Origin of the sequence: Mucilaginibacter hurinus, from assembly GCF_003324525.1 — a bacterium.
GTDB classification, from domain to species: Bacteria; Bacteroidota; Bacteroidia; order Sphingobacteriales; family Sphingobacteriaceae; genus Mucilaginibacter; species Mucilaginibacter hurinus.
Map to the genome: position 1 here is coordinate 214,953 of NZ_QGDC01000004.1, position 15,653 is coordinate 230,605.

At 42.9% G+C, this 15,653-nt stretch carries 17 protein-coding genes and 1 other RNA gene; 10 read left to right on the forward strand and 8 right to left on the reverse strand.

All coding sequences use genetic code 11. The annotated features are described in order from the left end of the window. Positions 1-95 precede the first annotated feature (95 nt). Complete coding sequence (locus DJ568_RS08590; RefSeq protein WP_147238730.1) at positions 96-2,156, forward strand: tetratricopeptide repeat-containing sensor histidine kinase; 2,061 nt, start codon at positions 96-98, stop codon at positions 2,154-2,156. A 32-nt stretch (positions 2,157-2,188) separates the two neighbouring features. Here DJ568_RS08590 and DJ568_RS08595 read toward each other — a convergent pair whose 3' ends face one another. Further along, entirely contained in the window at positions 2,189-3,547 is a 1,359-nt protein-coding gene (locus DJ568_RS08595) for a GH1 family beta-glucosidase (protein WP_114004858.1), read from the reverse strand. A 94-nt stretch (positions 3,548-3,641) separates the two neighbouring features. On the opposite strand from DJ568_RS08595, the gene DJ568_RS08600 reads away from it, so the two are divergent. The 6 genes from DJ568_RS08600 (at position 3,642) to DJ568_RS08625 (ending at position 7,883) form a co-directional block, all read left to right on the forward strand. Further along, a complete protein-coding gene (locus DJ568_RS08600; RefSeq protein ID WP_114004859.1) occupies positions 3,642-4,274 on the forward strand; it encodes a DinB family protein in 633 nt (210 codons plus the stop codon). A gap of 13 nt (positions 4,275-4,287) precedes the next feature. Further along, positions 4,288-4,731, forward strand: coding sequence for a hypothetical protein (locus DJ568_RS08605; protein WP_114004860.1), 444 nt, complete (start codon positions 4,288-4,290; stop codon positions 4,729-4,731). After that, positions 4,731-5,372 (forward strand): SCO family protein, encoded by a 642-nt coding sequence (locus DJ568_RS08610; protein WP_114004861.1) that lies wholly within the window; start codon positions 4,731-4,733, stop codon positions 5,370-5,372. The genes DJ568_RS08605 and DJ568_RS08610 overlap by 1 nt, the downstream gene beginning before the upstream one ends. Then, positions 5,369-5,788 carry a c-type cytochrome gene (locus DJ568_RS08615; RefSeq protein WP_114004862.1) on the forward strand — a complete coding sequence of 140 codons (420 nt, stop codon included), beginning with the start codon at positions 5,369-5,371 and terminating at the stop codon, positions 5,786-5,788. The genes DJ568_RS08610 and DJ568_RS08615 overlap by 4 nt, the downstream gene beginning before the upstream one ends. A gap of 74 nt (positions 5,789-5,862) precedes the next feature. Beyond that, an RNA gene (gene rnpB, locus DJ568_RS08620) (RNase P RNA component class A) lies at positions 5,863-6,245 on the forward strand. A 246-nt stretch (positions 6,246-6,491) separates the two neighbouring features. After that, positions 6,492-7,883 (forward strand): sigma-54-dependent transcriptional regulator, encoded by a 1,392-nt coding sequence (locus tag DJ568_RS08625; RefSeq protein ID WP_114004863.1) that lies wholly within the window; start codon positions 6,492-6,494, stop codon positions 7,881-7,883. A gap of 53 nt (positions 7,884-7,936) precedes the next feature. Here the strand turns inward: DJ568_RS08625 and DJ568_RS08630 are convergent, their stop codons facing one another. Next, complete coding sequence (locus DJ568_RS08630) at positions 7,937-8,185, reverse strand: DUF3820 family protein (RefSeq protein ID WP_262510673.1); 249 nt, start codon at positions 8,183-8,185, stop codon at positions 7,937-7,939. 17 nt (positions 8,186-8,202) lie between these two features. Next, positions 8,203-9,141: an MBL fold metallo-hydrolase gene (locus tag DJ568_RS08635; protein WP_233496657.1), complete on the reverse strand. Its 939-nt coding sequence runs from the start codon at positions 9,139-9,141 to the stop codon at positions 8,203-8,205. Between the two features lie 155 nt (positions 9,142-9,296). Here DJ568_RS08635 and DJ568_RS08640 point away from each other — a divergent pair, with 155 nt between their 5' ends. Both DJ568_RS08640 and DJ568_RS08645 read left to right on the forward strand, forming a co-directional pair. Beyond that, the gene (locus DJ568_RS08640) at positions 9,297-9,539 is read left to right on the forward strand and encodes a hypothetical protein (protein ID WP_114004865.1); all 243 of its coding nucleotides are present in this window, start codon (positions 9,297-9,299) and stop codon (positions 9,537-9,539) included. Position 9,540: 1 nt separating this feature from the next. Next, positions 9,541-10,494, forward strand: coding sequence for an aldo/keto reductase (locus tag DJ568_RS08645; RefSeq protein WP_114004866.1), 954 nt, complete (start codon positions 9,541-9,543; stop codon positions 10,492-10,494). A gap of 30 nt (positions 10,495-10,524) precedes the next feature. On the opposite strand, the gene DJ568_RS08650 is transcribed toward DJ568_RS08645, so the two are convergent. The 5 genes from DJ568_RS08650 to DJ568_RS08670 form a co-directional block, all read right to left on the reverse strand. Beyond that, positions 10,525-11,082 carry a tetratricopeptide repeat protein gene (locus DJ568_RS08650; RefSeq protein ID WP_114004867.1) on the reverse strand — a complete coding sequence of 186 codons (558 nt, stop codon included), beginning with the start codon at positions 11,080-11,082 and terminating at the stop codon, positions 10,525-10,527. Between the two features lie 285 nt (positions 11,083-11,367). Continuing rightward, on the reverse strand, positions 11,368-11,667 hold the full coding sequence (locus tag DJ568_RS08655; protein ID WP_114004868.1) for a hypothetical protein: 300 nt from the start codon (positions 11,665-11,667) through the stop codon (positions 11,368-11,370). Between the two features lie 45 nt (positions 11,668-11,712). After that, complete coding sequence (locus DJ568_RS08660; protein WP_114004869.1) at positions 11,713-12,462, reverse strand: ABC transporter ATP-binding protein; 750 nt, start codon at positions 12,460-12,462, stop codon at positions 11,713-11,715. Beyond that, positions 12,459-13,328: an ABC transporter permease gene (locus DJ568_RS08665; protein WP_114004870.1), complete on the reverse strand. Its 870-nt coding sequence runs from the start codon at positions 13,326-13,328 to the stop codon at positions 12,459-12,461. Before DJ568_RS08665 ends, DJ568_RS08660 begins: the two co-directional genes overlap by 4 nt. 1 nt (position 13,329) lies before the next feature. Next, complete coding sequence (locus tag DJ568_RS08670) at positions 13,330-14,298, reverse strand: ABC transporter substrate-binding protein (RefSeq protein WP_114004871.1); 969 nt, start codon at positions 14,296-14,298, stop codon at positions 13,330-13,332. A gap of 167 nt (positions 14,299-14,465) precedes the next feature. Here DJ568_RS08670 and DJ568_RS08675 point away from each other — a divergent pair, with 167 nt between their 5' ends. Beyond that, positions 14,466-15,611, forward strand: coding sequence for a methionine aminotransferase (locus tag DJ568_RS08675; RefSeq protein ID WP_114004872.1), 1,146 nt, complete (start codon positions 14,466-14,468; stop codon positions 15,609-15,611). The last annotated feature ends 42 nt before the right edge of the window (positions 15,612-15,653 follow it).

Genomic DNA, 15,653 nt, shown 5'->3' on the forward strand with positions numbered 1-15,653 from the left:
TTTATTTACTCTTAAGTTCGGTTTTAATTTGTGAACAGTTATATTTGCTTTGTTATCTGTTAGTTATACTATTGACCCATTACCTCTTTTATTTATTGCAACGCATATTGTCTTTCGGCTATGGCCGGGTTTGCCTTTTAGCGCTTTTCATTTTAGCCGGCTGTACCAAGCCGGAGGTTAACCAGGCCGAATACTCGGAAGAATTTAAGCCTATCTTTGAGACTGTTACAAAACTATATGATCAAAACCGGCCAGCCGAGGCGATCCGGCATCTTGACTCAGGGTTTCATAAAATAGCCAATCCTACTATAAACGATTATTTCAGGTATTATTCCTTTAATTACGTTGATGCCAAGAAAATAAAGCACGACTATTTTAAGGGGCTGCTTTATGCTGATACTATGTTTATGTACGCTAAAAAAAGTGTTAACGAAAAGCAGTACGCCGCAAATTTCTCTGAAGCGAACTATGCCAAGGGCGACGCCTTTTTTGCACTGAAAAAGTATACCGAAGCCTATCAATACTATTACCAGGGATACTTGTTAGGGAAAAATTATCTTAATAAGGCGGCCCTCGCAGACTTTACTTACCGTATGGGAATGATCATGTACAAGCAAGGTCATTTTAAGCACGCAGTAAAGTATTTTAAAGAAAGTTACGGGCAAACACCTTTCAATAAAACAGACTTTGCAGCATTTTATCGCCGGCAGGAAATACTTGACAACATCGGCCTGAGTTATAAAAAGCTTGGGAAGGACGACAGTGCTATGGTATACTTTGACAAAACGCTTGCCTACATTGACAGTAATACAGCCGCATATAAAAACAGGGACAACGTACTGCAAATGGCGCGGGGCGTTGTATACGGCAATAAAGCTGAGGTACTGATGAACCGCAGACAGTATACCGCTGCTGAGAAAATGCTTAAAAAAAGCATAGCTATAAATCTGCAAAAGGGGAACGACTACAGCGACGCCCAGTTAAGCGAAATAAAACTAGGACGCTTGTATCTTACCCGGAATGAACTTGCGCCTTTAAAAGATCTGCTTGATTTGATGGCTATACAGTTTGATACGGTTAAAAATGAAATAGCTGAAGCTGATTGGGCAGCACTACAGGCCGAATACCACATCAAAAATAAAGAATTTGAAAAAGCTGTTGAGTACCTGCAGTTACATAATTTGCGAAAAGACTCTATAAATACAAGATTAAGTTCTCTTAAAGAAACAGACGTTACGCAACAGGTAACCAACTACGAAAACCAACGTAAGATTGATACGCTGCGAAACAACAACCAATTACAAAAAATATATCTTGTACTGGCACTGGTGTGTGCTATCTTGCTAACGCTAATAATATTTTTAATACAGCGAAACTGGAAACGCTCGCGAAAGGAAGTGTTAACTGTTAATAAGCTTAATAAACAAATTAATGAGCAAAATACGGTACTTGAAAATGCCCTTACGGAATTGAATTTAAGTAGCCGGGAAAAGGACAGGATATTGCGCACTGTTGCTCACGATCTGCGTAATCCACTTGGGGGAATTGCTTCATTGTCAAGTGTAATGATGGATGATGAAGATTACACGGCAGACCAAAAAGAGCTTATAAACCTCATTAAGGAAACCTCAAACAACTCGCTTGAACTAATTAATGAAATACTAGAGGCTACCAATAGCGGCACGGCCAAATTTGTTACGGAACCGGTAGAAATAAATTCGCTGTTAAGTAACAGTGTTGAATTGTTGCGCTTTAAAGCTGCTGAAAAAAATCAAAACATACAACTTGAGCTGCTTGACCATACCAAAGAATTGAATATAAGCCGCGAAAAAATATGGCGTGTAATCAGCAATCTTATCAGTAACGCCAGTAAGTTCAGTCCCTTTGGTGGTACTATAAACGTTAAAATAACAGATGAAGGTGACGAAGTAAAAATCGCCGTTAACGATCATGGTATAGGAATTCCTGATAACATTAAAAACGAAGTTTTCAATATGTTTACCGATGCTAAGCGCCCTGGTACTGCCGGCGAAAAATCATTCGGTCTCGGGCTGTCAATTTGTAAGCAGATCATTGAGAGACACAAAGGTAAAATATGGTTTGAAAGCATCGCCGGCACCGGCACAACATTTTATATAAAGCTAAATGCGGCGTAATTGAAGAGCGGCGGAGTTAAATTACATTGCTATCATTCGCCTAAAAACGCTGCATACCATTTACCTGATGCCTTTATAATGCGCTGTTGCGTGTTAAAGTCAACGTAAACCAGGCCGAAACGGGGATGGTAACCTTCGGCCCATTCAAAATTATCAGTTAGTGTCCATACAAAGTAGCCGCTAACGTTATATCCCTCCTGCTTAGCCTTTAATACTTGCTGCAGATGCGTTTGCAAAAACTCCACACGCTTAGGGTCTTCAACCTTACCATCGTTAACCCTGTCCGGAAAAGCGGCTCCGTTCTCCGTAATGTATAGCTTCCTTATTTGCGGGTAAGCATTAAACTGCTTCAGCATATGGTATATGGCCGGCGGATACACCTCCCACTTCATATCGGTTAACTGCACTTTACGCTTTTCAGCCTTTACCAGGGTAGCGCCGATGTATGGAGTAAAAAAAGAGTATTTTACTATCTCGCGGGTGTAGTTTTGTATTCCTATAAAATCAAAATCAAAGTGCATGTTATCCTCGTCGCCGGGGTGCATATATTTCTTCAGTTTGTTTAAAACCGGTAAATCGTTTACCGGATACCCTAACCCTAGTATCGGTTCAATAAAAAGCCGGTTTATTAATGCATTAGCCCGTTTTGCTGCGCCAATGTCGCGAGGCCGAGTAGAATAGGGCTCAATATACGAGCAGGAAAAAGTAGTGCCTATTTGTGCCTGGGGGCATAGTTTACGCAGCAGCCTGCCGCCCGCAACCATACACAATACCGCATGGTGCACTGCCGGCAAAAAATTCTTCAGCCCGCTACGGCCCGGGGCATGTATCCCCAAAAAATACCCTGCCCCCGTAAATACGGATGGCTCATTCATCACCATCCAGTTTTTAACCTTAGTCCCGTAGCTTTTTGCACATACCTCTGTATAGTTGCTAAACCAATCAACAACGTCACGATTCGTCCACCCTCCGCGATTTTCCAGCGCTTGCGGCAAGTCCCAATGGTACAAGGTTACCCATGGTTCTATGCCCTGCTCAATACAGTAGTCAATTACTTGATGATAATGGTTGATACCGGCCGTGTTTACTTCGCCCGTGCCATTGGGCAATATGCGCGACCACGCAATAGAAAACCTGAAATTAGGTACATTGAGCTGCTTAACAAGGTCAATATCTCTTTTATAGGTATGGTAAAAATCACAGGCGGTGTGCGCTTTATCGCCGTTAAGTACTTTGCCCTTTCGGGCGGTAAAAGTATCCCAGATAGATTGCCCCTTTCCATCTGCATCACAGGCGCCTTCAGTTTGAAAAGCGGCAGTAGAAACTCCCCAAACAAAGTCTTCGCCAAAAAGATCTTTTTTTATTGCAGGTTGATGTATGGGACGGTCCATTAAATTGAGCTAAAAAACAAGCCCAAAATGTACAATATAATTGTATTTACGAAGCGTTTAATGATAAAATACTTAGTGTATATATAATGAGCGCATGCTCCTCATCAATATCCACTCACGGATGGGTGCAACAACAGAAATAAATATCCTGGCAATTTTCATAGCTGTATTTTTAATCAAAGTTAGCATGCAGGTATTAAAGTATGGCGCTGTTAATGTTACGTTATTATTAAAATTCAACAACCTATATTTTAACCAGGTTAGCTATTTTTGCAGGATGAAGGCGCATTTCATAAAGTTATTCAGGTACAACCATTACTACAATATGCAAATGTTGCCTCTTGTTTTAGACGCCGGAGAAACAAAGCCCGCGATATTACTGGCCCATATTTTAGCCGCCCAGCAAATATGGCTGGCTCGTTGCAAAGGATTACCCATCACAAACAATATAGTATTGTGGCCTGCAGAAGTAAACCTTACTGACTTAGGAGATGGCCTCACCCATAACCACACCGAGTGGGAGGCTTACCTTGATAACATCAGCGAAAGCCGGTTGGATGATATGCTGGATTATAAAAACCTTCAGGGTCAACCTTTCACGAGTAAATTAATTGATATTTTTACACATGCTGTTAACCACGGCACTCATCATCGCGCTCAAATAGGTCAGCACTTAAAACTAACCATATTGCCGGCAACGGATTACATAGCTTTTACACGACTTTAATTTTCCGATACACATGAAAAAAACAGCATTATTGGCACTGCTTGCGGGCATATTATACAGTTGCAGCGGCAACAGTAGCCAGGAAACCGGAGCGGATACCGCACAAACACAAGACGAAGCTAAACAATTATTTAGCAGGGTTATTGCCGTACATGACGAGGTAATGACTTACGAAAGAATGATATTGGAAAACCGGGCAAAATTGGATAGCATAGCTAAGCTTGATTTACCCTCCCCTGTTAAAGATTCGGCAATTTTATTAAGCAAAAACCTCACCGTAGCAGAAAATGCGATGAGCGATTGGATGCATAAGTTTGAGCCTGATTATTCTGCAAAATCAAAAGGTGAAGCCATAAAGTATCTTACGGCTGAAGAGTCTAAAATTAAAAAGGTGGATACCTTAACCAAAAATGCTATAAGGGCGTCATGGGAGTTTTACACTAAATACAAAAAGTAATGAGGCAACTTTTGGGTATATTAATACTATGCTTGCTTTTCGCATGCACATCAAACAAAATTAAAACGTTACCGATATATGGCGACCGCGAACCCATTACCAAAATAACTGACGGCAAGGAGGTAACCGACACGCTTTACCATACTATACCGGCATTTGCCTTTGTAAACCAATATGGCGACAGTATAACTAACGACAGTTTAAATGGTAAGATTTACGTTGCTGATTTCTTTTTTACTACCTGCCCTTCAATTTGCCCCAGTATGCACCGCAATATGTTGAAGGTATATAAAGAATTTGAGGGCGCGACTGATTTCAGGATACTTTCACATAGTATCGACCCAAAATACGATAGCGTACAAGTGCTTAAAAAGTATGCCGATGCACTTGATGTAAAGGGTAACACATGGTGGTTGCTGCAGGGCGACAAAGAAGCTACCTACACCTTATCAAAAAGTTATCTGGTGACTACACCGCGTGAAGATGAAAAAGAAAAATTCATTCACGATGGCTATTTCATCCTGATAGACAAGCAAAAGCGGATACGCGGAGCTTACGATGGCACGGTTGAAGAACAGGTAATAAAGCTCATAGAAGACATCAAGATATTGCGTAACGACCCTGAACAAGCCACAAAATGAAAAAAGCCGGCATAATAATATCACTGTGTGCCGCTATAATTGTTTTTGTAGCATCGTGCCAAACTGATCAGCAGATAGAATATATGCGTTACTATAGCGGCGGCCAAGGGCTGTACACTGTTAACTGTCAAAACTGTCATGGTAAAAATGGCGAGGGATTATCAGCTTTGATGCCCCCTTTAACAGATACAGCTTTTATCAGTAAAAACAAAGATCAACTTGCGTGCTATATTAAAAATGGCATGACCGGAATGGTAAAAGTGTCCGGAAAATTTTATAACAACACCATGCCTCCGATTGAATTATCGCCCATTGAAATAGCTAAAGTGTTAACGTATGTAGGTAACTCTTTTGGTAACCGTGTAGGTTTGATAAGTTTAAAAGACGTTGAGAATAACTTAAAAAATTGCAAATAGTGCTAAGCTCCAGGCATAACTTTATGTATGCGCAGCCGTGCAACTAATCTATAGCTCAAAATCGTTAACTTTGCGACGCAAAACGTTCTATCGCTATCCCGATTTGTCGGGAGGGAGGAAAGTCCGGGCAACGCAGAGCATCCTGCTTCCTAACCGGAAGGCGCCGACAGCCGGCGACAGCCAGTGCCACAGAAAATATACCGCCCCAACTTGTTGGGGTAAGGGTGAAAACGTGAGGTAAGAGCTCACGGCGATTACGGGCGACCGTAGTGGCGGTAAACCTCAGGAGTTGAAAAACCAAATAGGTCCCGGAAGTGGAGTGGCTCGCTCCCGTATAACGATTTATCGTATCGCCGGGATGGGTAGGTTGCTAAAGCCTGTCAGCAATGGCAGGCGCAGATTAATGATAGAAGTCGCTTAAGCGATACAGAACCCGGCTTACAGATTTGCTGCTGATTAACCCCTTTCTCCGGAAAGGGGTTTTTTATAGTGCCTATCCGCATGGCAGCGAGGTGCAAAGATGCTGACGGACAAAAGTAGACCTCAGAAATGGGTATCGTCCGGCATTTATGATAAGAAATTCTACTGATCATATCATCCGTTTCAAATAAACATTCATTCTCAAAAACCAAAAGTGTTTATTTTTGTATACATATAATATATTAGCAAAATTCAACTTTTATCTTTCTCAATAACATAACATATGGCTAAAATTTTAATTATTGATGACGAACGTGCTATACGCAGTACCCTGCGTGAAATACTAGAGTATGAAGATTACCAGGTAGAGGATGTAGACAATGGCGTAGATGGATTAGAGATGATCCAAAATAACGACTACGATCTTGTGCTGTGCGACATAAAGATGAACCGGATGGATGGCATGGAAGTGCTTCAGGAAGGATTAGCCATTAAACCCGATCTTCCTTTCATTATGATATCCGGGCATGGCACAGTTGAAACCGCGGTTGAGGCCAGCAAAAAAGGAGCATTTGATTTTATATCAAAACCACCCGATCTTAACCGCTTGCTTATTACGGTACGTAACGCCCTTGATCGCGGCAGTTTGGTTGTTGAGGCAAAAACTTTAAAACGTAAAGTATCTAAAGTTAGGCCGATACTCGGCGAATCGCAGGCTATAGTTAAAATTAAGGAAACGATAGATCGTGTCGGCCCTACCGATGCGCGGGTATTGGTAACAGGCGCCAACGGCAGTGGTAAAGAACTTGTTGCGCGCTGGCTGCACGAAAAATCAAACCGGGCAAATGCGCCGCTCATAGAAGTTAACTGCGCGGCTATTCCGTCAGAACTGATAGAAAGCGAGCTGTTCGGTCATGAAAAGGGATCTTTTACCTCGGCCATCAAACAGCGCATAGGCAAGTTTGAGTCAGCCAGTGGGGGCACTTTGTTTTTGGACGAGATAGGCGACATGAGTCATTCAGCACAGGCAAAAGTGCTGCGCGCCTTGCAAGAAAATAAGATAACACGCGTGGGCGGCGAGAAAGAAATAGAGGTGGATGTACGTGTTATAGCGGCAACAAATAAAGATTTACTTAAGGAGATAGAGGCCGGGAATTTCCGTATGGACCTTTATCACCGGTTGAGCGTTATTTTGATACACGTACCCCCGCTAATTGAACGAAAGGATGACATCACTTTGCTTACCCAAAACTTTTTAGAGGAAATATGCGCCGAATATGGCATGCCTGTTAAAAAGATATCTGAGAGCGCCCTTGATGCCCTTAAGGCGCTGCCATGGACCGGTAACATCCGCGAACTGCGTAACATGATTGAGCGTCTGATTATCTTAAGTGATAAAACCATTACCGACAATGATGTGCGTGCGTTTGCAAACCCTTCGGGCCCGGCAACTGTTACAACTGGTGGCGCAGCAGCAGCGGCCGCAGCACCGCAAACCGACTTTAACCAGTTTAAAAACTTCCAGGAGTATAAGGATTTTGCCGAACGCGAATACATAAAGTTTAAGCTGGAAAAAAACAACTGGAACGTTTCAAAAACAGCTGACGACATTGATATTCAGCGCAGCCACCTTTATAGTAAGATAGAAAAATACGGTTTAAAAAGAGGCGAATAAAACAGCCGGGAGAGGCCAAATAAAAAGAGCTATGGCAATCGCCATAGCTTTTTCTATTTCAGCGATCCGTCTTTCAACGCTCGCTTAACACGGTCAAGTATCATCCCTACCCCATTGGTCTTTATCTCAAACACTGTAGCCAGTATCATACCTAATTTTCCGGCCGGGAAGCCTTTGCCATGCAGCCATTCGAGATAGTAGACCGGCAGATCGCATATTAAAGTGCCTTTGTACTTACCAAAAGGCATCGTCATTTTTACAGCATCAATCAGTACCTGCGGGTCGGGTTTAATATTTTCCACCCTGTAAATATAGCGTATTAACGCCGGGCAACAGCCCGTGTAATAAAAAAGGCTGCCAGCGCGGCAGCGGCTGTTACCGCGCCAACCTTTAACTTTATTTTACTATCCTCGGTATATGACGGGATATATTTAACACCTGTCTCGTCGGCAATTGCAGCCCGCTTAACATACCTGCCATGCGCGGGCACAGCAAGCTCCTTAAAATGATTGGCGAGGTAATTCAGGTCCTGTTGCAACTCTTTGCCGCGCATAACAAGGCCATGGCCAGTTGCTGCTATGCGAGGTTGCAAAGCCGCCAGTTTTTGCACTGATTTTTGTGCTGAATGCCAATCGCTGGTAAAATACTTGGGGGGGCCTGATAGTTTTTTTATGAAGTTAAGCGCGTATATCGCAGACTCCTGCCGGGTAGTTACAAAAGCGTCACCTGCTATCAGTGTAGTGTTTAAAGGAAAAAACAGTGAAATATGCCCCGGGCTGTGGCCGGGCGTGTGTATTACCTTCCACTCAGGTAATTGCGGTATGCCTTCGTATTTATCAATAGGTATTACCCGGCCGCCCAGGTTAATAGGTTTTGTTGGATAAGCCCATGCCATCAGGCTCATTAAGCCTCCACCCACTGTAGGGTCGCCGGGAGGGTATGATGATGCACCGGTAAGGTAGGGTATCTCCAGCGGATGCGCATATACCGGAACATCCCAATATTCAAGCAAATCCTCAAGTGCCCCTACATGGTCAAAATGGCCATGTGTCAGTACTATCGCCGCAGGTTTAGTGCCCGGGCCAAATAGCGCCTCGGCCATAGCGATTATCTTTTTTGCTGTTCCGCGTAAACCGGCATCAACTAACACCCAGCCCTTACCGGCACCCCTGCGGTTAGCTATCATGTAAATATTTACAAAGGTTATTTTCATCCCCCACACGCCCTGCGAAACCTGGAAATAATTTGGCTTTCTCATAATTAAGATATAATAGCAGTTAACAAAACGTCATTGTTAATGGTTTTAATAAATATTTAATACCAATTTCATATACAATGTAAACGCCGGGGTATAAATACCTATTGCTTAAAACAGAAACTAACGATGGCTGTTCCTTTAAAAAAAGGATAGTTATGGATATGATAGAAGCTACGTTAACAGGATCAGACAGCGAAGTACCGGGTACAGTAAGGCAAATTGGTTACGATGGATTTGATAACGCTTATGAATTTACTTCAATAGATGGCACCTTGCAACTGGTAATTGCCCGCGATGAAGACGGCCACTGGGTGCGCGTTGCCGGCAGCGAGCCATATTTTTCGGGCTGGGTTGATGAATTAGTTGAACAGTTAAAGGTTTTAAGAGTAAACGGTTAAAATGCAGTACAGGGAAATAGGCAAATCAGGTATACAGGTTGCGCCATTGGCTTTTGGCGGTAACGTTTTCGGTTGGACCGCTAACGAAAAAACATCTTTTAACCTATTAGATATGTTTGTGGATAACGGCCTTAACCTGATAGATACAGCTGATATGTACTCCACCTGGGGACCCGGTAACAAAGGCGGTGAATCAGAAACTATTATAGGTAACTGGTTAAAGAAAAGCGGAAAACGAAATAAGGCAGTGATTGCAACCAAGGTTGGAAAGCCTATGGGGAATGGCAAGCAAGGTCTTTCCAAAAAGTATATTACTACTGCGGTTGATGACTCATTAAGGCGTTTACAAACTGATTACATTGACTTATACCAGGCGCATGAGGATGACCCCAACACCCCGTTGCTAGAGACCATGGAGACATTTGACATGTTGATAAAGCAGGGTAAAGTACGCGCAGTAGGCGCTTCAAACTATAGTGCAAGCCGCTTTGAAGAAGCACTACGGGTAAGCAAGGAGCATAACATTGCTGCCTACCAAAGCCTTCAGCCTGAATATAATTTATACAATCGGAAAGAGTTTGAAACAGAATTTGAGCCGTTATGCCTTAGGGACGATATCGGCGTAATAACGTTTTATGCGCTGGCTAAAGGCTTCCTTACGGGGAAATACCGCTCGGCGGCTGATTTAGATAAAAGCCCTCGGGGTGGCGGCGTAAAGGAATATTTAAACGAACGCGGCTTTAATATACTTAACGCATTGGATGAGGTTGCGTCCCACTATGCTACTACGCCTGCTGCCGTAGCTATAGCCTGGGTTATGGCGAGGCCCGGCATCACGGCCCCTATTGCCAGTGCAACCAGCAATGAACAGTTAAACGGACTTGTAAAAGCCGCAGGAATAAGTTTACAGTTGGCTGACCTTGAACTGCTTAATTCAGCTAGTGGCTATGAGTAGCGGGCCGCTTTTGGTGCAAGCCCGCTACTATTAAGCAATTAATTGATAATTGCACGCAAGCATTTGTTTTGCTTTACCCGCCGCGCGGTTTATAGCTTCCTGTATCCTTTCGCTTTTTACGTCATCAGTCGCTTCAATTAGTGCCCGGCGATATTCCGCTATTGCGCTTTCCCAATTCTTCTGGCGCTCGAGGTACAAGCCTGATAATTCATAAATACCAGAGGTGTCTGCTCCGGGTATAGTCAATGCTTTCGCCTTTATATGGTTTACCAGCCGCTCCATATTTAAAAAAACGGCAAGATGCATATAGTGGTAATATACATCCGGGAATAAGGGTTCCAGTTCTGCGCAGGTTTTGTAATGGTAACCCGCCGTTTGATAATCCTTAATCTGGTAATAATATATCATACCCAGCTGATAATGAGCACGCGCGTACCTGTTGTCGCTGGCGATGATTTCGTTTAATAATCGCAACCCCTGTGGCGACTCACCATAATTCAACTCATCAACCGCGCGTAAATATTTCTCTTCAATAGTAGTATAAATGTCCATAGTATTGTCCAAATAAGCCTGATATACATCAAGCATATAAATAAGTAATAAAAATAAAATGTAATGTCCTAACGTTAAGCGTTAAAACGGAGATGAGACGCGGAGTGACGATGCAAAACGCTCTCTGTACGCAACCATAGGCCACGCGACATGTACAGAAAGATAAGTGTTTTTAAGTAGCATCGTAGTATGTTTTGCGCAAAAAAAAAAATAACCTATTGTGTTGCAAAACATTATGAAGAAATCAACATACTTACGGCTGGCATAAGATGCTTCGTTTTGTTACGGGCAAACCCGTATGCAAGAAAAATTATAGCTTAATTAAGCGCTGCGTAATCGTTGTATCTCTTCAAGCACTTCTGTATTCTCAACAGCGCCTGCAGCAATAGCTTTGCTTTTTACAGCCTCAATAAGGTAATTGTTTTTAAGTTCCTTTTCAGATACCAGTACACTGAAATCGGTATACTTCATCCCTTCTTCATAGGGGTACACTGTATAGCCCCTTTTGTCGGCATCATAGTGACCCAGTTCAAATACCTCTTCCTGCTTTTTTCCTTTTATTTTTGCACCCCTCACCAGTTGGTAGGCATCATTTATCGTTTCGAAATTTACGTTTTTCATAGTAATGGCCTGGTTGCAATAACTTTGCCATTTTTTTATATAAGGCTATGAAAACCATGTAAAAATTTCATTTTGTGTAAGTTGTGTTTTATTTTCTCCTTTAATATCTTTTATAATACACCCCTCGCTCATCTGTATAATTCGGTTTCCGTAATTATAGGCATCTTTCAGGTTGTGGGTGATTAAAATTGAGGTCAGTTTAAAGTCTCTGATAATATTATCAGCCGTTTTCATCACTATATCGGCAGAGCGGGGATCAAGCGCTGCCGCAGGCTCATCAAGCAAGAGCACTTTGCAAATATCTGTTACGCTCATCAATAATGTTAGTGCCTGGCGTTGCCCGCCGGATAATGTACCCATGAGCTGCCCGGTCTTATTTTCCAGCCCCATACCCAGCGTAGCTATCTTCTCCCTGATACTATTTTTAAAAGCGGTTGTTACGCCCACTGAGAAACCTTTGGCACTGGTACGTAAAGCAGCTAACCTAAAGTTGTCTATAATACTCAGGTCGGGCGCTGTACCGCTTAACGGATTCTGAAAAACACGTGCAATCCATTTGCTACGATCATAATCATTCAGGCGTGTAACATCGGTGTTATTGATGCTTATGGTACCCCGCCCAGGTAAAACGCTCCCGGCTACCAGGTTAAGCAGGCTGCTTTTTCCTGAGCCGTTAGATCCTACAATCACCAAAAACTCGCCGTCGGCAACTGTAAGGCTCACGTTATTAACTGCATGTACCTGGTTAGCCTTACCACTGTTAAACACCTTATCTACGCTGTCAAGTACTATCATCCTGAATGTTTTAATAACAAACGAGGCAAGCTTACAATAAGCAATACAAACAAGGCGGTTACCATCTTTAACAAATTGGCATCAACACCTAAGCTTAAGGTAATGGCTAACACCATTTGAAAAACTATGGCTCCACATAACACTAATGCCAAGCTTGTCCAGGTTGATATAATGCCAAGCCAGTTTATAATTGTTTCGGCAATTATTACCGAACCCAAGCTTACTATTACAATGCCTATGCCCATGTTGATATCGGCAAAACCCTGGTATTGTGTAGTAAGATACCCGCTTAGCGCTGTAAGCGAATTAGCCAGTGCCAGCCCTGTTATCTTCATTTTATCGGTATTTACCCCCAGGGCGCGTATCATGGTTTCGCTGTTGCCCGTGGCGCGCATGGCCAAACCAAAATCTGTTTTTAACAAATAGCCTATCTTAACGGCAAGTATCAGCACAAAAAAGGCCAATATCCAAAAGGCATTATTGTTGGGGTCGGTTGAAATCTGCAGGATGTCAAACAGCGTATGCGTGCCTATCAGCGGGATATTTGAACGCCCCATCAAGGTAAGATTTACTGAGTACAAGGCCGTCATCACCAATATACCGGCGAGTAAGGCATTAATTTTAAGCTTAGTATGAATAATACCGGTTACCGCCCCGGCCAAAGCGCCTGATATTATTACCGCAGGCAGTGTAAAATATACCGGCTGATGCTGGGTAAGCATTATAGCCGTAACAACGCCGCCTAACGTGTAACTGCCGTCGGTGGTAATGTCTGGTATGTTAAAAATTTTCATGGATATATAAATTCCCAGCGCGATGCCTGAAAAGCACAATCCCTGTAACAGCGCGGTGAGATAGAAATCCATGTTATTTTACGGGTTCGAAGTTAGCAGGTATACTGATATTATATTTCTTTGCCATTACCGGGTTATAGGCATGCTTGCGCACCTTAACCATTTCCGGCTTTAACCCTTTAGTACTTTTGGTTTTAAGATATTGCGCCGCCTGCTCACCGGCCTGGTAGCCCCATTGGTAAATATCGGCACCAAAGGCGGCAACGGCGCCGCGTTGTACCAACCCGGCTTCGCTGGTAAAGATCGGCACGTTCTTTTGGTCGCAATTTTTTCGGATAGTTTCAAAAGAAGCAAAAACGGTATTATCGGGATTGGCAAAAAAAGCGTCGATATTTTTATTCAACAACGATTGCGTAACCAATTGGGCATCGGCAGATGCGTTTACCGGTAACGCCACAAGCCGCACGTTAAGGGATGCAGCCAGCGTTTTAATACGCTCCATAGCGTCAGCCGATTGCGGCTCAGATTGGTTGTATATCATGCCGACAACAAGCTTTGCCCCCTTAGGTTTTATCAGCTTTGGGATTATAGAAAAAGAGGTATCAATATAATTCATATCCTCTACCGCGCCGAACAGATTTGCCGGCGCTTTACCGCCCTGCTCAACTTTCATTAAAGCCGGCGTAGGCGCAACCATGGCAAAAATGGGAATGGTTTTATTTTTTTGTACGGCAGTAAGCGTGGCTAAAGTGGTACAGGTAGCGTAAAGGTCAACCTGTTCGGTAGCAAAATAATTTACAATTTGTGTAAGCGAGGGTATATCGCCCTGTGCGTTGCGATATTCTATATGTACAGTGCCGCTTGCATCGCTAAAGCCGTTTTTTTCTAAGGCATCAGTGAAACCGGTACGCGCCTGAGCAATGGTAGCATCCTCAAACGCATCTACAAAACCTATAACAGGTACGTTATTGTCTTTTTTAGACTTGCAGCTTACTACAGCCGTTACCACTAAAATTGCAGCAATAAGTTTAAAACGCTTCATGGCACTAAGTTATATATTAAGCCGGAAAGCTGAAAGCATGGAAAGGGAAAAGCTACTACCGTATTCAGCTAAACCAGCTTATAATTCTGACTAATTTTTCGGATTTCAAAAGCCAAAATCCCTTCATGCTTTCGGCATTCAGCTTAAAAATCATATTTTAGCCCGTAATGATACCTTTAATTTCAAAGCTCCCGCAAACCGGCACTACTATTTTTACTACCATGTCGGCCTTAGCCAATGAAGTTGGCGCAATTAATCTCTCGCAGGGCTTTCCGGATTATGATTGTTCGCCGGAGTTGACCGAAATGGTTAACCGTGCGATGAATACATCATGCAACCAGTATGCACCTATGGCAGGTGTGCTGGCATTACGCGAGCAATTATCCATAAAAACCGAAAAGTTATATGGTGCTTATTATAATCCTGATACAGAAATTACCATAACCGCCGGCGGAACGCAGGCTATATATACCGCTATAAGCACCGTAGTAAACCCCAATGATGAGGTGATTATTTTTGAGCCTGCTTTTGACAGTTATGCCCCTGCTATAAAACTGATGGGGGGCGTAGTCAAGTCGCTGTCATTGGAACCACCTGAGTACCGCATTGACTGGGAAATGGTGAAACGGCTTATAACTGGCCGTACCAAAATGATTATTTTAAACTCGCCGCATAATCCAACTGCAACCATTTTGCATAAGGAAGATATAGACCAACTATATAGCATTATTAAAAACCAGGATATATTTATTTTAAGTGACGAGGTATATGAGCATTTGATATATGATGGTGCCGAACACCAAAGCATGGCGCGGTATCCTGATTTAAAGGAGCGCAGTTTTATTGTCGCGTCGTTAGGCAAGCCCTTCCATGCCACCGGGTGGAAAATAGGCTATTGCATGGCGCCCGAATATATGATGAAAGAATTCAGAAAGATTCACCAGTTCCTGGTGTTCAGTGTAAATACGCCAATGCAATATGGATGCGCTGAATATTTAAAAAATGAGGACCATTGTCTGGGGCTTCCAGATTTCTTTCAAAGCAAGCGCGATTATTTCAGGCAGGGACTGGCGCAGACCCGGTTTAAGCCTTTGCCTTGTTACGGATCGTACTTTCAGTCAGTAACATACAATGACATTACTGATGAAAAAGATATCGACTTTGCCATTCGCCTTACGCGTGAGGCAGGCGTGGCTTCAATACCCGTTTCGGTGTTTTATACCAAAGGAACAGATAACAAGATTTTGCGATTTTGTTTTGCTAAAGCACAAGAAACGCTGGACAAAGCCGTTGATAGATTGATTAAAGTGTAACGACAACTAAATTTTATTCAGTTTCGTAAAAGTAATAGCAGC

What these genes read in the sequence shown, in the direction of transcription:
- DJ568_RS08595 (WP_114004858.1), bottom strand. Translation starts at nt 3,547, where the DNA reads ATGGACCGTCCCATACATCAACCTGCAATAAAAAAAGATCTTTTTGGC.
- DJ568_RS08600 (WP_114004859.1), top strand. Translation starts at nt 3,642, where the DNA reads ATGCTCCTCATCAATATCCACTCACGGATGGGTGCAACAACAGAAATA.
- DJ568_RS08605 (WP_114004860.1), top strand. Translation starts at nt 4,288, where the DNA reads ATGAAAAAAACAGCATTATTGGCACTGCTTGCGGGCATATTATACAGT.
- DJ568_RS08610 (WP_114004861.1), top strand. Translation starts at nt 4,731, where the DNA reads ATGAGGCAACTTTTGGGTATATTAATACTATGCTTGCTTTTCGCATGC.
- DJ568_RS08615 (WP_114004862.1), top strand. Translation starts at nt 5,369, where the DNA reads ATGAAAAAAGCCGGCATAATAATATCACTGTGTGCCGCTATAATTGTT.
- DJ568_RS08625 (WP_114004863.1), top strand. Translation starts at nt 6,492, where the DNA reads ATGGCTAAAATTTTAATTATTGATGACGAACGTGCTATACGCAGTACC.
- DJ568_RS08635 (WP_233496657.1), bottom strand. Translation starts at nt 9,141, where the DNA reads ATGAGAAAGCCAAATTATTTCCAGGTTTCGCAGGGCGTGTGGGGGATG.
- DJ568_RS08640 (WP_114004865.1), top strand. Translation starts at nt 9,297, where the DNA reads ATGGATATGATAGAAGCTACGTTAACAGGATCAGACAGCGAAGTACCG.
- DJ568_RS08645 (WP_114004866.1), top strand. Translation starts at nt 9,541, where the DNA reads ATGCAGTACAGGGAAATAGGCAAATCAGGTATACAGGTTGCGCCATTG.
- DJ568_RS08650 (WP_114004867.1), bottom strand. Translation starts at nt 11,082, where the DNA reads ATGCTTGATGTATATCAGGCTTATTTGGACAATACTATGGACATTTAT.
- DJ568_RS08655 (WP_114004868.1), bottom strand. Translation starts at nt 11,667, where the DNA reads ATGAAAAACGTAAATTTCGAAACGATAAATGATGCCTACCAACTGGTG.
- DJ568_RS08660 (WP_114004869.1), bottom strand. Translation starts at nt 12,462, where the DNA reads ATGATAGTACTTGACAGCGTAGATAAGGTGTTTAACAGTGGTAAGGCT.
- DJ568_RS08665 (WP_114004870.1), bottom strand. Translation starts at nt 13,328, where the DNA reads ATGGATTTCTATCTCACCGCGCTGTTACAGGGATTGTGCTTTTCAGGC.
- DJ568_RS08670 (WP_114004871.1), bottom strand. Translation starts at nt 14,298, where the DNA reads ATGAAGCGTTTTAAACTTATTGCTGCAATTTTAGTGGTAACGGCTGTA.
- DJ568_RS08675 (WP_114004872.1), top strand. Translation starts at nt 14,466, where the DNA reads ATGATACCTTTAATTTCAAAGCTCCCGCAAACCGGCACTACTATTTTT.